Annotated in this window: 14 protein-coding genes; 7 read left to right on the plus strand and 7 right to left on the minus strand. The window is 44.8% G+C overall.

The window, feature by feature from the left end:
* Window positions 1-52 precede the first annotated feature (52 nt).
* From MTF70_RS15100 to pdhA, 3 genes are read right to left on the minus strand one after another with little or no spacing between them, the layout of a single operon-like run.
* Window positions 53-1,201: a dihydrolipoamide acetyltransferase family protein gene (locus MTF70_RS15100; RefSeq protein ID WP_042521053.1), complete on the minus strand. Its 1,149-nt coding sequence runs from the start codon at window positions 1,199-1,201 to the stop codon at window positions 53-55.
* The gene (locus MTF70_RS15105; protein WP_042521051.1) at window positions 1,198-2,181 is read right to left on the minus strand and encodes an alpha-ketoacid dehydrogenase subunit beta; all 984 of its coding nucleotides are present in this window, start codon (window positions 2,179-2,181) and stop codon (window positions 1,198-1,200) included. Before MTF70_RS15105 ends, MTF70_RS15100 begins: the two co-directional genes overlap by 4 nt.
* Window positions 2,174-3,268, minus strand: a complete 1,095-nt coding sequence (pdhA, locus tag MTF70_RS15110; protein ID WP_025998586.1) for a pyruvate dehydrogenase (acetyl-transferring) E1 component subunit alpha — start codon at window positions 3,266-3,268, stop codon at window positions 2,174-2,176. Before pdhA ends, MTF70_RS15105 begins: the two co-directional genes overlap by 8 nt.
* Window positions 3,269-3,333: 65 nt before the next feature.
* Between pdhA and MTF70_RS15115 the strand changes: the two genes are divergently transcribed.
* The 4 genes from MTF70_RS15115 to yegD all read left to right on the plus strand — a co-directional run bounded on the left by MTF70_RS15115 (window position 3,334) and on the right by yegD (window position 6,667).
* Complete coding sequence (locus MTF70_RS15115) at window positions 3,334-3,528, plus strand: hypothetical protein (protein WP_152560954.1); 195 nt, start codon at window positions 3,334-3,336, stop codon at window positions 3,526-3,528.
* Window positions 3,529-3,924: 396 nt separating this feature from the next.
* Complete coding sequence (locus tag MTF70_RS15120; protein ID WP_005375836.1) at window positions 3,925-4,245, plus strand: DOPA 4,5-dioxygenase family protein; 321 nt, start codon at window positions 3,925-3,927, stop codon at window positions 4,243-4,245.
* A 324-nt stretch (window positions 4,246-4,569) separates the two neighbouring features.
* Window positions 4,570-5,193, plus strand: coding sequence for a hypothetical protein (locus MTF70_RS15125; protein WP_005375837.1), 624 nt, complete (start codon window positions 4,570-4,572; stop codon window positions 5,191-5,193).
* Window positions 5,194-5,314: 121 nt separating this feature from the next.
* Window positions 5,315-6,667 (plus strand): molecular chaperone, encoded by a 1,353-nt coding sequence (yegD, locus tag MTF70_RS15130; RefSeq protein ID WP_005375838.1) that lies wholly within the window; start codon window positions 5,315-5,317, stop codon window positions 6,665-6,667.
* A 340-nt stretch (window positions 6,668-7,007) separates the two neighbouring features.
* On the opposite strand, the gene MTF70_RS15135 is transcribed toward yegD, so the two are convergent.
* Together MTF70_RS15135 and MTF70_RS15140 are read right to left on the minus strand one after the other, a co-directional pair.
* On the minus strand, window positions 7,008-7,481 hold the full coding sequence (locus MTF70_RS15135; protein ID WP_042521048.1) for a copper chaperone PCu(A)C: 474 nt from the start codon (window positions 7,479-7,481) through the stop codon (window positions 7,008-7,010).
* Between the two features lie 93 nt (window positions 7,482-7,574).
* Window positions 7,575-8,036 carry a hypothetical protein gene (locus MTF70_RS15140; RefSeq protein WP_005388493.1) on the minus strand — a complete coding sequence of 154 codons (462 nt, stop codon included), beginning with the start codon at window positions 8,034-8,036 and terminating at the stop codon, window positions 7,575-7,577.
* A 439-nt stretch (window positions 8,037-8,475) separates the two neighbouring features.
* Here MTF70_RS15140 and MTF70_RS15145 point away from each other — a divergent pair, with 439 nt between their 5' ends.
* Entirely contained in the window at window positions 8,476-9,525 is a 1,050-nt protein-coding gene (locus tag MTF70_RS15145; protein ID WP_054574329.1) for a hypothetical protein, read from the plus strand.
* 94 nt (window positions 9,526-9,619) lie between these two features.
* Here MTF70_RS15145 and MTF70_RS15150 read toward each other — a convergent pair whose 3' ends face one another.
* Together MTF70_RS15150 and MTF70_RS15155 are read right to left on the minus strand one after the other, a co-directional pair.
* Complete coding sequence (locus MTF70_RS15150) at window positions 9,620-9,916, minus strand: hypothetical protein (protein ID WP_054574473.1); 297 nt, start codon at window positions 9,914-9,916, stop codon at window positions 9,620-9,622.
* A 148-nt stretch (window positions 9,917-10,064) separates the two neighbouring features.
* Window positions 10,065-11,264 (minus strand): DUF5666 domain-containing protein, encoded by a 1,200-nt coding sequence (locus tag MTF70_RS15155; protein ID WP_205460976.1) that lies wholly within the window; start codon window positions 11,262-11,264, stop codon window positions 10,065-10,067.
* An 89-nt stretch (window positions 11,265-11,353) separates the two neighbouring features.
* Here MTF70_RS15155 and MTF70_RS15160 point away from each other — a divergent pair, with 89 nt between their 5' ends.
* Entirely contained in the window at window positions 11,354-12,022 is a 669-nt protein-coding gene (locus MTF70_RS15160; protein ID WP_017820242.1) for a response regulator transcription factor, read from the plus strand.
* Window positions 11,994-13,235, plus strand: coding sequence for a HAMP domain-containing sensor histidine kinase (locus MTF70_RS15165; protein WP_017634216.1), 1,242 nt, complete (start codon window positions 11,994-11,996; stop codon window positions 13,233-13,235). The genes MTF70_RS15160 and MTF70_RS15165 overlap by 29 nt, the downstream gene beginning before the upstream one ends.
* The last annotated feature ends 123 nt before the right edge of the window (window positions 13,236-13,358 follow it).

A 13,358-nucleotide genomic window follows, 5' to 3' on the forward strand; every position in this document is an offset into this window, starting at 1 on the left:
CTAAAACAAAAGGCTTCCAAATTGGAAGCCTTTATCATTTGATTTTAATAAGTTACTTTTCGCTCGGACGTTGCAGGTGCTCTGCAAGTACTTTCGTAAACCTTGCAGCTTCACCACCAGTACAAGCGCGATGATCAAACGTTACGGATAGCGGCATTGCTTTCACCGAAATTGCTTGACCATTTCTTATCACAACTCGGTCGAGTATTCGGCCCGCGCCGACAATAGCGACTTGTGGCGGTGTGACGACAGGTGTTGCGTAAATACCGGCAATCGCGCCGAAGTTGGAAAGCGTAATCGTCGCGTGCTGCAATTGCTCACGACCGATTTTTCTCTCTCTGATCCCTTCAACGGTTTGATCGAGCCAACGACGAACATCTTGTGGCTCGTATTCATCTGCGTGGCGCAAAACTGGTACGTACAATCCATGACGGCTATCTACTGCAATTCCTACATTGACCGTTGTGTGTACACAGCGTGTCATGGTTTCGGCATCAAACCAAGCGTTTAAAGCAGGCTCTTCTTTACACGCATGAACAATCGCTTGAACAAGGCGGATACTGATATCTTCGTTTGGCAGCCAATCTTCCAACAACGCTTCTTCCGTAATGGTTACGGCGGCAACATGTTCGTGCGATTCGGTCATAGACGACACCATGGTACGTCGAGCGCCTTTCAAAACTTCGGTGCCTGGACGCTGTTTTCCGGCTTCGTCGTAAATATCGGCATCAACGATAAGTCCGTTCGGGCCACTACCTGACACGAGGTTAAGATCTACCCCAAGTTTTTGTGCCAACAAGCGAGCCGAAGGCAGGGCGGTAACGAGGTTACTTTCTGTCGTGTTGTGGTTGCCACCAATCCAGAAATCATCAACGTTAACATGATGCGCTTGGTGAGAAACGCTACCGACGACGGTTGCGGCGTCAGCAGTGGCTTTTTTCTCTTCCGTTACTTCTATCCCGGCACCTGTTTCATCAATCTCTAGCAGTAATGTTCCAATATTGACGATTTCACCTTCCTCACCATGACGGCTGACCACACGGCCCGAATAGGGGGCAGGGACGTCTACCGTCGCTTTTGCTGTCTCTACGGTTAAGATCACTTGATCTAATTTAACCATGTCTCCGACATTAACGTGCCATTTGACAATTTCTGACTCAGCGAGACCTTCACCGAGATCGGGTAAATTAAACGTTTTCATTTCCAATCCTCCACGAGTTCGCGCGCTGCGGTCACAATGTCTTCTTTCTGAACCATGAAATAATCTTCGTTACGGTAATAAGGCATAATGGTGTCCATTCCAGTTACTCGTTTAGGTGGGGCTTTAAGTAAGCACATGGCGTGTTCAGCTGTTCGAGCTAATAGCTCAGATCCCACACCACAAGTTTTACTCGCTTCATGAACAACGAGTAAACGTCCAGTTTTTTCTAGTGAGCTGAAAATCGTCGCGGTATCAATTGGCTTAATACTCGCCAAATCAATCACCTCGACTTCAATTCCCTGACTAGACAAGGTTTGCGCGGCCTGAAGTGACTCTACGACGCATGCGCCCCAAGTAACGAGCGTGATATCTCGCCCCTTGCGTAAGGTGAAGCAGGTGTCGAGTGGGAGTGCTTCGCCGTTATCAACGACTTCAGATTTAACGGTGCGATATATGCGCTTCGGTTCGAAGAACATGACGGGATCATTGCTTCTAATTGCAGCGAGAAGTAAGCCGTATGCGCGTTGTGGAGAAGAAGGAATCACCACTTTAAATCCAGCAGTGTGAGCAAATAACGCTTCCACGCTTTCTGAGTGGTGTTCCGGAGCGTGGATACCGCCGCCAAATGGCGCACGGAAAACCGCGGGACAAGTGAGCCGACCGCGAGTTCTGTTACGCATTCGAGCCGCGTGGCACATTAAGTGCTCCATCGCAGGAAAAACGAAACCTTGAAACTGAAATTCGGCGACAGGTCGTAATCCTTGCGTTGCCATACCGACCGCAACCCCGCCGATTAAGGCTTCAGCGAGTGGCGTATCGATGACTCGTTTAAGACCAAACTCTTGCTTGAGTCCAACAGTGGCACGAAATACACCACCATTATCGCCCACGTCTTCACCTAATACGACAACATTGGGGTCTTGTTGCATTTCGTGGTGCAGGGCAAGGTTTACTGCTTCAACCAACGTTAGCTCAGCCATGTCTGCCTCCCTGCATTCTCATTGCCTTGTTGATGAGTTCATCTCTTTGTGCATGAAGCTCTTGAGGTAGCGATTCATACAAATAATCGAAACCGGTTTCTGGTGCTTGTGGCGGTAAGCTCAGATAGCGTTCAACAGCTAACTCTACTTGCTCTTTACAGTAATCTAGCCATTGCTGTTCTTGTTCGTCGCTCCAAGCGCCTTGATTAAGGAGATACGTTTTAAGACGTGCGATAGGTTCGTATTGCCATGCGGTTTGAACATCATCTTCTTTACGATAACGAGTCGCATCATCGGCCGTAGTGTGGTCACTCAGTCGGTAACTCACCGCTTCGATGAGTGTTGCGCCTTTCCCTTTTCTTGCTCTCTCAAGGGCGGTTTTAGTTGCATCATAAACGGCGACGACATCGTTACCATCGACAGTAATACCCGGTATACCTGCACCTTGCGCTTTTTCTGATAAGAAATCGGCGGCACATTGGAGACTACGCGGCACTGAAATTGCCCACTGGTTATTGTTTACGACGAAAACAAGTGGAATATTCCAAGTACCTGCGCAGTTTATTGACTCAAGAAAGTCCCCTTTGGATGTACCACCATCGCCGCACATGACTAGCGCAGCTTCATGGTTACCTTGAATTTTTAGCGCGGAAGCCACCCCGACAGCATGCGTACATTGCGTCGCTATGGGTACACAGTAGGGAAGGTCTCGGCTAGGAACCGGACTGCCCTCAGGAGCAAAATCACTCCCGCGCTCATCGCCCCCCCAGTATTGAAGGTTCTTTTCCATGCCAATGCCACGACACCACATCGCAGGCATATCGCGGTAGTAAGGGACAAAAACATCATCGGCTTTAAGTGCTCTGCCTACCGCAATGCCTATGGCTTCCGCGCCTAAGTGTGAGGGATAGGTCCCTAGCTTACCGGTGCGTTGCAAGGCAACTGCTTTGTTGTCGTAAGTGCGAGTTAATACCATGTCTCGGTAAAACCCGACCAATGTTTCAGTGTCAGCCCAGTTGGGTAGTTGGCCGACTAGGTCCCCACGATGGTCGATAAACCGATGCATGGGTAATGCCTGAACGTTCATCTCAAGCTCCTTTTGACGCTGCGGGTCTTTTGGACTGCAGCTATTCATACAAAACCAGAGTTTGTATGGGTACTCAAACTCTGATATCAGCGCAAAGGCCATACCTAAGGTTGCGTGTGCTTTCGATAGCGGTAGGCATCTGTTCGTCCCTTAAACTATTTGTCGATAACATCGCTGCGATTATTTCACCGCAAGATACAGAGAAAGGCTTTTCTGTATCTAACCCTCTAACTAAATCGTGGTATAGCCAGATACAATAAGTGTAAACAAATTGTTAAATTATGCTTCATTTTGACTTTCGCTCAGTAGTAAAGTTTTGCTTACACCCTAATTTTGCAGAGTAATATGCTGCTATTTTGTTGGTGGTATTTTTAAACTCGAATTTAATTACTGGTTAATGAAACATATTTGCAACAAAATTTGGCTGTAAAATTTGACAAAGTGAGTCATTATTAATGAATCAACTCAAACAGTTGCTAGATGATGAATTGCAAATTTTTGTTGTGCTCGAAGCCTCGACCTTATGAGAATGCATAACTTCTTCCCAACTGAGTGGAATCAAGGTAGGGTGACGGCATTACAAATGTATACCCTCGGCAGTCCTTGAGCTTATCCAAAGTAGGTGGTGCTCAAGTGGAAGTGATTATGGAGAAGTTATGTACCACGCTCATGTTTATTTTCCCCTAAGAGAACAAGATAAAGCGCAAGCCTTGAACGAGATCATCCGTCAAGAGCGTCAAGATGTGCTGCGTGTGTTTCCATTAGTTGGAAGGTTAGTTGGCCCACACAAGATGCCGATGTTTGAAATTCACCTAGAATCATTGAGTGAAGAGTTCTTGGCGTGGCTTGATACGATTCGAGGCGATTTTTCTGTGCTTATTCACCCAGTAAGCGAAGAAGAGTTGCTCGATCACACAGAACGCGCGATTTGGTTGGGCAGAGAGATTGGTGTATTTGAAGAAAAGTTAGAGAAATAGTTGCTCCTCTTGCCCATGCATGGCCGCTTTGAATCCTTCTCTTCTCATTGCGGTCACAGCTTCTGCTTAACGCCTCATCTTCATTGATGGGTGCGGAATCCCTCTCTTACGCTTTGCTGTAGCTATTTTTGTGCTAAACCTAAAAGTAGGCTTTCGAACTTCACACAAAGCGTGAAAATGTCGCTGTTTAGTATGCCGTTGAATGAATTTTGGTGGTAATAAAATAATAAGTCTTTGATAAATCAAATAGGTATAGCAGGGAAGTGCAGTTTACGACCCCAACGCCATTGGCAGTGGCGCCGATAATTTCTGAGGGGGAAGGGTATGTTTTCAATACTCTTGGTTATACTTGCACTCTATATATTTTGGCTGTTGTTTCGCAACGGGCCTGAGTTTGCCGGGCGTACCGCCCAAAAAAAACGTGACTGGGTTGGGCCTACCGCCAACAAAGAAGAGTGGCGAGGATTTTGTACGGATGTATTTCAGCCGTTCAGTTCTCAAACGACTTTCTACGCCATTGCTTATTTTGCCAATTACGTAGCAGCAGCGAACGCAATATCTTGGTCAACGATATACGAAGGCGATTATCCGGTCATCATAAGCCGATTTGGTAGCTACTTCATTTTAAGCACGCATGATGCACTGGTCGTAGCTGGGTTTATTGCGCTTGCTTTCTTTATCATTAATTGGCAACTTGCCATGCGCTGCTCTGGTATTCTTAGCCAGTATCTAGTGCGGATTCTTATTATTAATCAAAAGCGCTTTGTCGCGATTAGCTTGGTGTTTTGCAGCTACTTTTCGTACCTACTGACGCTTGGTATATTCTGGTTGTTCCATGATGGGTATTCAATCTGGCATGGATTAATGCTTAGCCCCGTGTTCCTGTTGTTAGCTTTACTGGTAGCGGTTGTTGTGCCATCTGCAAAAAGAGAAAGTAGTGTACCTTAGATAGGTTTTCCACGTTAAATTACACTTGATTTTGGGATAGTAATTCTTATGCCATTAAGTTAGCATTGCCAGCTTTTTAACGGTCAAAAGGCCACTAATCAGTGGGACAGTGGGAGAAACAATGTTTATCGGCTTTGACTATGGTACTGCAAACTGTTCAGTGGCTAAAATGGAATCGGGTGATCCAGTACTGCTTAATCTAGAAGGAAACAGCCCTTTTATTCCTTCCACCCTTGCTGCACCGACTCGTGAATCGGTATCCGAGCATTTATTTCGCCATCGAGATATTAAACCATTAGATCAAGTTGGTGAGCAGGTTTTACGCCGGGCAATCAATTTAAACCGAGAAGAAAGTATTGACTTAGAATCCGACGACATCGCGTTTGGTCAGGCTGCACTTAATCTCTATTTGGAAGATCCTCGCGATATCTATTATGTGAAATCGCCGAAGTCTTTTCTTGGTGCATCTGGCTTGCGTGATGTGCAATTGGCTTTCTTCGAAGACCTTGTCTGCGCGATGATGGACAATATTAAGTCTCAAGCCGAAAACGATGCGCAGCAAAGTATTACCGATGCTGTGATCGGCAGACCAATTAACTTTCATGGGCGTGGCGGTGAAACGGCTAACATTCAGGCTGAACGCATTTTGTTGCGGGCAGCGAAACGTGCGGGCTTCCAAAATGTGGAGTTTCAGTTTGAGCCTGTCGCGGCGGGCCTAGAGTATGAAGCGACACTCAGCGAAGATAAAATCATTCTAGTAGTCGATATTGGCGGTGGTACAACGGACTGTTCGTTGATCCAAATGGGACCGTCTTGGCGCGGCAAAGCAGATAGGACCGCAAGCTTGTTAGCTCACAGTGGCCAGCGTGTCGGCGGGAATGATCTTGATATCGCGCTAGCATTTAAGCAGCTCATGTTCCCTTTTGGCATGGGAAGTAAAATGGAGTCAGGCATTGTGATGCCGACTACCCAATTCTGGAACCCGATAGCAATCAATAATGTAGAAGCGCAGAGTGACTTCTATTCGCGAGAGAACCTATCAGCGTTAAAGTTGCTTCAAAAGCAGGCTCAAGAGCCAGAAAAACTTGCTCGTTTGCTAGAGGTGTATCATGAGTCTTTAGGCTACAACATTGTTCGCCGTGCCGAAGAGGCAAAAGTGGCACTTTCAGAACAAGCTTCTTACCGAACTGGCATCAACTTACTATCAGAAACGATTGAAGTTGATGTACAACGTGACGAAATGATCGAAGCGATCCAGTCGCCAAAGAATAAAATGACGGCGTTGGTGACAGAAGCGGTAGAGCAAGCTGGAGTTAAACCCGATGCTATCTTTATGACTGGAGGTTCGGCACGCTCGCCAATCTTGCGCGATGCGGTGCAAACCGTACTGCCAAGTATTCCGGTTGTCAGTGGAAACTATTTTGGCTCAGTAACTGCCGGCTTAGCTCGTTGGGCTGAGGTTTGTTTCAAGTAGAAAGAAAGCCGATTAACAGTGGGTCTTTGTTGCCAAACTTATGATTTCATTTAGGCTTGCCAAGTGATGGTTGGAGAACTTTGTCGAGAGGTTGAGTTTTAAGCGGGTAGGGAACCTTTTTAGGATCTTAAGTCTTTCAAGGTCATTCTGAATAGTGAGGGACGAGCGTGATTTAGAATCTCTTGCCCGAGCACGCTGTTATGATATGTGACCCCGTTTCGCCGAGCGTTATTCATCACCATTATTCTGAAGAGTCGAGTTAGGATCTACCGGAATAATGATTTTGACTAAGCTGAGATAAAAATGCCCGCTAAATCAGCGGGCACTTTTGTTTACGTCATTAATGGTGCATGTGTTTTTCCATGTGACCTTGTTTTTCAACCGCCATTTCTACTTCCACTTTACCCGCGTTTTTGAATGTTAACGTCATAGGGAAGCGGTCGCCTTCTTTAAGAGTTTGTGTTGGGTTAAAAATCATTAAATGGAAGCTGCCTGGCTTAAACAACACTGAGTCATTGGCTGGAACGCGCACTTCGTCAATCTTAATCATTTTCATCACACCATCTTCTTTCTTATGCGTGTGAATTTCGACATGCCCTGCGATTGGGCTTTCTGCTGCGATCAATGCATCTTCACTGTCACCGTGGTTGGTTAATTGAAAAAAACCACCGATAACAGGTGCGTTTGGTGGCGCTTCGCGGCTCCATGGATGGTCGATATGAATTTTTCCTGCTTCATAATCGTGCGCTAAACTCAGTGGGCTAGCGATGACAGCAATAAGCGCGATAGCGGCGGTTTTAAATGATTTAAGCATGTGTTTTTCCTTTTGAATGAATAGCTTCTCTGAATGGACAACAAACAGAGTCATCGTTATTTTTGAATAAAGTTGTCAATGATTAGATGCCTGTTAGGCAGGAAAAACACTCGGCGGAGAGTGCTTAGGCGCGATGTGTTTGTAAACGAGCTTATCGCATTTTGAAAAATGATAAGTCGTCAGTGCATACTTTACTCGGCGCAGCCAATGGATGGTTGTCAGGTAAAGCCCAATCGCAACCAGAAGAAAGAATTGAACAGCTTGAAGAAGCGGACATTCAAACTGAAAGCCGTCGTGTAAGTTAAGATCTTGGATGAGCTTAGAAGAAGATTGAGCGTTAGCCTCAATCAACGTATTGATATCCACCCATTTGAAACCATCTGCGGTACACAGTAAAACCTTTTCACTTTGGACTTTGTTGAGCCAAGTTGTGCTGTGAACTTGTGTAGGATTAAGAGCGGCTGTGGACGCTAAATACAACTGAAACAACACCGCGATAATAACCGCAATAGCGTGCAAGCGATGGTGTTTGTGCTGTATTAGAGTGTTTTCCATACAATTGAGTGCTTATCTTCTTCGGCGCGGGATACTAACAAATTAACCAAACAATGTAATTATCAGTTTACTAAAAGGTGATGCAAGTGTGCATTATTTGTTTTGTTGCCTATTTTTAACGCTTTAATGTCTTGATTCGGCTGACATTCACAACCTCCAATTCAACTTGTCAGTCTTGCTTAGTCGCTTCTGAAGATACCGAATTAATCTCTCTTATATGTCACTGAAGCTTCGGTTAGTGGGTGTCGTGGTGGTGTTTTTACGTGCTAGATTTGGCTGATATCGATTCAAAATGCACACCGAATCTTCACTTGTTTTCCATTAACGGAATTATGACAGTAATTTAATAAAGGATACGGTATTCTGCGCTCCTTTGTACATGCCAGAAACGTCCGTCCTACTTAGTCGGAGGGGCGATTAATCTTAAGAAATTTCTCAAATGAAATACGAACAACAGATTGGATATCGATACCCTAAAGGTCGATTTGCCATGGTGAGTGTATATGCATTCACCGGTGCTGCGATTTTAGCATCGACTATTTTTTCTCTATTGCTGTTTTTGTCTATCGACGAAAACCCGATGATGCAAACCTTATTTGGTGGTTTAGCGATCATTTTTGAAGCAGGTAAATTTTACGCTTGGTATGAATACGGTGAGCGCCGAGCCCATCGCAACTACACAGGAGCAGCAACCGCTCTCGTGTTTTATTTAGTCTTAGCTGCGATTTCCATTGGCGGTAGTATTGGTGGGATTAATAGTGCAACCAATAGTGCACAAAGTCATATTTCGGTAGAGCAGGCGAAAGTGGAAGCGTTTAATCGTCAGATTGCGGCAATCGATAAGCAGATTGAGCTCAACAATATGGCAGCGCAGAAATACATCGAGATGGAACGTATCGCGACTGGTGTAACTCGCATCCAGGAGCAAAACAAAACCTTACGTGAAGAGCAGCAACGCTTGGCTATGGAGCGTGATAGTTTACCGCCGGTGACGCAAGGCTCAGTGATTGGTTTAATTGATAGTCTAGCTAACGCATTTGGTACCACCTCTCAGCAAGCTCAGCTTGGCTTGGTTATATTTCTTTCGATTCTTTTGGACTTCTTTGCTGCATTTTTTGTTGGCTTGATTGGTGAAGAGCAACGGTTCCGATATTTCTATCGCAGAAATGAGGGCATGATATTGAAAACAGTTCGCGATATAGACCCAGCGCCTGCGGGTTATCTTCCTCATATAAAAGAGGAAGAAGAGCAAGAAATACCAGTAGTGCCGGAGCCAGAAGAACCAAAGGAACCGAAAACTTTGTTAGAGCAAGTTAGCGATGCACTTAAAACGCATCAAATTACGTGCACCAAAAAAGCTGTTGCTAAACAGTTTAGGCTGTCTGCGGAAGAGGTAGACCAGGTATTTGAAGAATTGGCAGAGCTCGGTTTAGTGGGGAAAAAAGCCAACCACCATTATCATTGGATAGGTGAAGCAGAGACCGCATAATTGGTTATCTATTAGAGATCGGAAAGAGCGTCAATCGGCGCTCTTTTTTTTGGGGGGGGACTTTCGCTATTAAAGTTAACTACAAGAAAGCGTATCAATCTTTATTGAGCTTTTTGGTTACGTCTTTCACCGTTTTCTTCTCTTTTCCCGGTGTCATTGCATCAACAGCTTTACCCGCCATCCCTTCATCTGGCAATTTGTCTTTTCCTGCATCTACTGCGGTATCTTTCAGTGCCTCTTTAGGCGTACAGCGACCCCCAACACCAACCACGGCTTTTGTCGCAGCGGCTTTAGCTGCCTTTTCTGCATCGCAGTCAGGATCCATAACGCTAGCTAAGCTCGTGGCTGAACCAAAAAACAAGATTAACAAAATGAGGTTGCGTTTTTTCATAGTTGTCACCAATGTTGTGAACATAGGTAAAGTGTAACGGAGAGAAAAGGCTTTGGCTGAGAATTTGTTGGTTTGAGCTTGGGAAGCAAAGTAAGGTGAAAAGAAAAAGTGCCATCGAAGTGACACTTTTTCTTAAGCGTAGAAGGGATTAGTTGTCGTAAACGTCTAACTCCACTTCACGGGCAATATTTTGGTCGTTAATGATCACACCTTCGACTTCGACACGAGCACCATTTAGGTTGAGTTCTTCGATGCCTTGGAAGCGTGTTTGTGCATCAATCACAACGGTCGTGTTGTTTAGCAATTGATCTGCGTCGTTTTCGCAACGCTCGATTTCAAATGTTCTTGCTTCAGCATCGTAGTTTGATACGTATCCTTCACATTCAAATTCTTTACCTTGCCATTGGTTGTTATCGTCAAAGTCTGGTTGCTCAAACTCAATAACGGTAGCGATGCGTTTGCCATTTTTCATGACAGACGTTACTTCCACTTCTTGGCCTTGTTTTAGGTTCGCTTTGCTGCCGTCTTCAAATCGTGTTGCGTTATCGATGAAGAATGCTCCTCGGTAGTTTAGAGAGAACTCACTATAATCCTTGGCAACCCAAGTCACGATACCTTCCACATCGCTGTCATTTTTTAGATCGTCGTAGTCTTCAACTTGTACCTCATGTGCCATGAAGATACCGTTTTGCATTTCACCTTCTACTTCAATCCATTGACCAATGCTAAGCTGGTTAACGTTGTTATATGCCACCGTTACTTTTCCACGTAACTTAAATGTTCCAGCATTTTCATCGATACTGGTAATACGGCCTTCCAGTTCGTAGTCGTTATCAAGTACTGGGTAATCGTTATCTACGTCGAGTTCGACCACAGACAACACTCGATAACCCGCATCAGCAGTTGGCAATGATGACACCATCACCCAGTCGTTGACCTCTATATCATCACTTAAACCGTCAAACTGCAGATCTACGCCGTTTACCGTAAATGTTTTCTTCACATGATCAATCGCTGTGACACGTCCTGTAATGGTTGGTTCAAGTGTGACTCGGACGCCATTATTCGAAGCTTGCCGAATATCTGACCCCACGCGAACCACCATTTTTGGTTTTACATCGGCCAGTTGCACTTGTGTGTCGTCATAAACCACCTCAGACACACGATACGTATGTCCATTGACGGTTAACGTGCTTTCTTCAGCGTTGACCGCTTCAACAGAGCCAATCGCTACACTTGGTTTCACTGTTGGTTGAGTTGGTGTGCTATCGCTATTGCTGCCACCACCTGAACCACCACAACCAGACAATGCCAAACCTACTACAGAAATAAGAGCGAGTTTTTTCATTGTATTAACCTCAATTTACGAGCGAGTTTAGGAAATTGCCTGTATCTTATTGGGCATATCGTGAAGAGATCGTGAAGAAATGTGATTTTATGAAAATTTTAATTGTAGATGACAACCATAACGTCTCGGAGACGATTGCAGACTATCTTGAGCTCGAAGGCATGATTATCGATTGTGCGTTTCATGGAGAGGCTGCGATTAAGTTAATCGAGGAAAATCATTACGATGTAATCATCATGGATATCATGATGCCGAAGCTCGATGGCATCAGTACGGTACAGAAGCTTCGACAAGATAAGTTATGTGGAACGCCAATTCTCTTCCTAACGGCAAAAGATACGCTAGAGGACAAAATCGCGGCTTTTAAAGCGGGGGGAGATGATTATTTAATGAAGCCATTTGCGATGGAAGAGCTCAGTTTGCGTGTTCATGCTTTGGCTAATCGTGGTCCAAGACAAGATATCGGAACGCTCAAATTTGCAGATATTTGTTTAGATGCGCGGACAGGAAAAGTAACGAGAAAAGACAAAGAAATTAAGCTGAGTCGAATTCAAACTAAAATTTTAAAATTGCTCCTCCAACGTGCTCCAGCAGCGGTCTCGCGCACAGAAGTGATCGATAGTGTGTGGGGAGACGAACCACCTGGAAGTGATGCACTTCGTAGCCATATTTATGGTTTAAGAACCGCACTAGACAAAGGTTTTGAAGAATCACGATTAGAGACTATTCATGGACAAGGTTACCGACTTAAAGCATAACGAATATCCAAGCATTTATCGCAAGATCCGTTGGGGTTTTGGGGTCATGACGTTTGTGATGTTTACTCTTTTTTGGTCGCTGATTTATGTGGCAGAAAACAAACTGGAAGTGCTGAGTTTACATCACTGGCTAGATACTGAAGCTGCGCTTTATAGTGAGAATTTCGAGAAACAGGGCTGGGATGCGCCATTGCCAAACGTATTGGAATTCAACTCATATTGGAGTGAAGCACCGACACCCGATTGGTTGCTCTCTTTTACTTCACCTGGTTTTTACGAATACCTGCTTGGTGAAGAAGACAAACACTTTGTTGTATTGAACCACCCCTCAGGGAAGGGGCTTATGTACATTGTATTTCAAGATGACTCAGATGATTACTTGGACGAATACGAAAGCTCGCTGCATCAGTTTACGCTGCTGCTCGGTGGTTTGTTTTCATTTGTCATGGTTGGGTATGGCATTTACATGGTGCGAATATTGTCTCGGCCATTAGCGCAAATTGAAGACAAAATTAGCCAAATGTCACCGGATCAACCCGCTTTCCAAGTTGAAACTAAGTTCAGCGAAACACGCCAGATAGAGCAGACTTTGCTGGATAATAAGAACGATATCGCGGGCTATTTCAAACGAGAACAAGAATTTAGCCGTTTTGCATCGCATGAGTTGAGAACGCCAATCATGGTGATTAAAGGCTCAACAGACATTCTGACGCGTCTTCCTGATCAACCTCGAGTTGCGCAAAAAGCCATCACGAGGATGCAGTCAGCTTGTGACGAGATGCGTGTACTGACAGAAGCGTTTCTCTTACTTGGTAAAGAGAAAATAGAGCCTCAACATTACGGAGAGCATCAGCTTCTTACTTGTTTACAAAAACAACTGGAAGAGCTGGCTCCTTTATTTGCCAAGCAAGATTCGAACTACGCTTTGCACGAACAACATAGTGGTGTAGTGAAAGCACCAGAGAGTTTTGTGACCATTGTTATCAACAATCTGATTAAAAACGCCTTTAGCTATAGTGTGGGAGATATTGAAATTGAGTTGAAAGGTCATGCGCTTAAGATCCTAAATCGTCACGATGGCAACGAGACGTACAACGCTGGTTATGGTTGTGGGCTTGTTATCGTACAACGAATATGTGAACGGATGGGATGGGCGTTAGTACTGGACGATGATGGTGTTCGATTTAGTGCAAAAGTGGAGTTCTGCTCTTAGCTTTGCGCGTATTGATTCAAGTGAGAATTAACGCTCTGGATTTTTCTTTTCGTACGCATCTAACCCGCAGTCAAACAAGAAAAAACTGGAATTTGAATTAGACTGAAGTTAGTGAAGCGGAAA

Origin of the sequence: Vibrio sp. 2CM40D (assembly GCF_023161825.1) — a bacterium.
In the GTDB taxonomy this organism is placed as follows: Bacteria; Pseudomonadota; Gammaproteobacteria; order Enterobacterales; family Vibrionaceae; genus Vibrio; species Vibrio alginolyticus.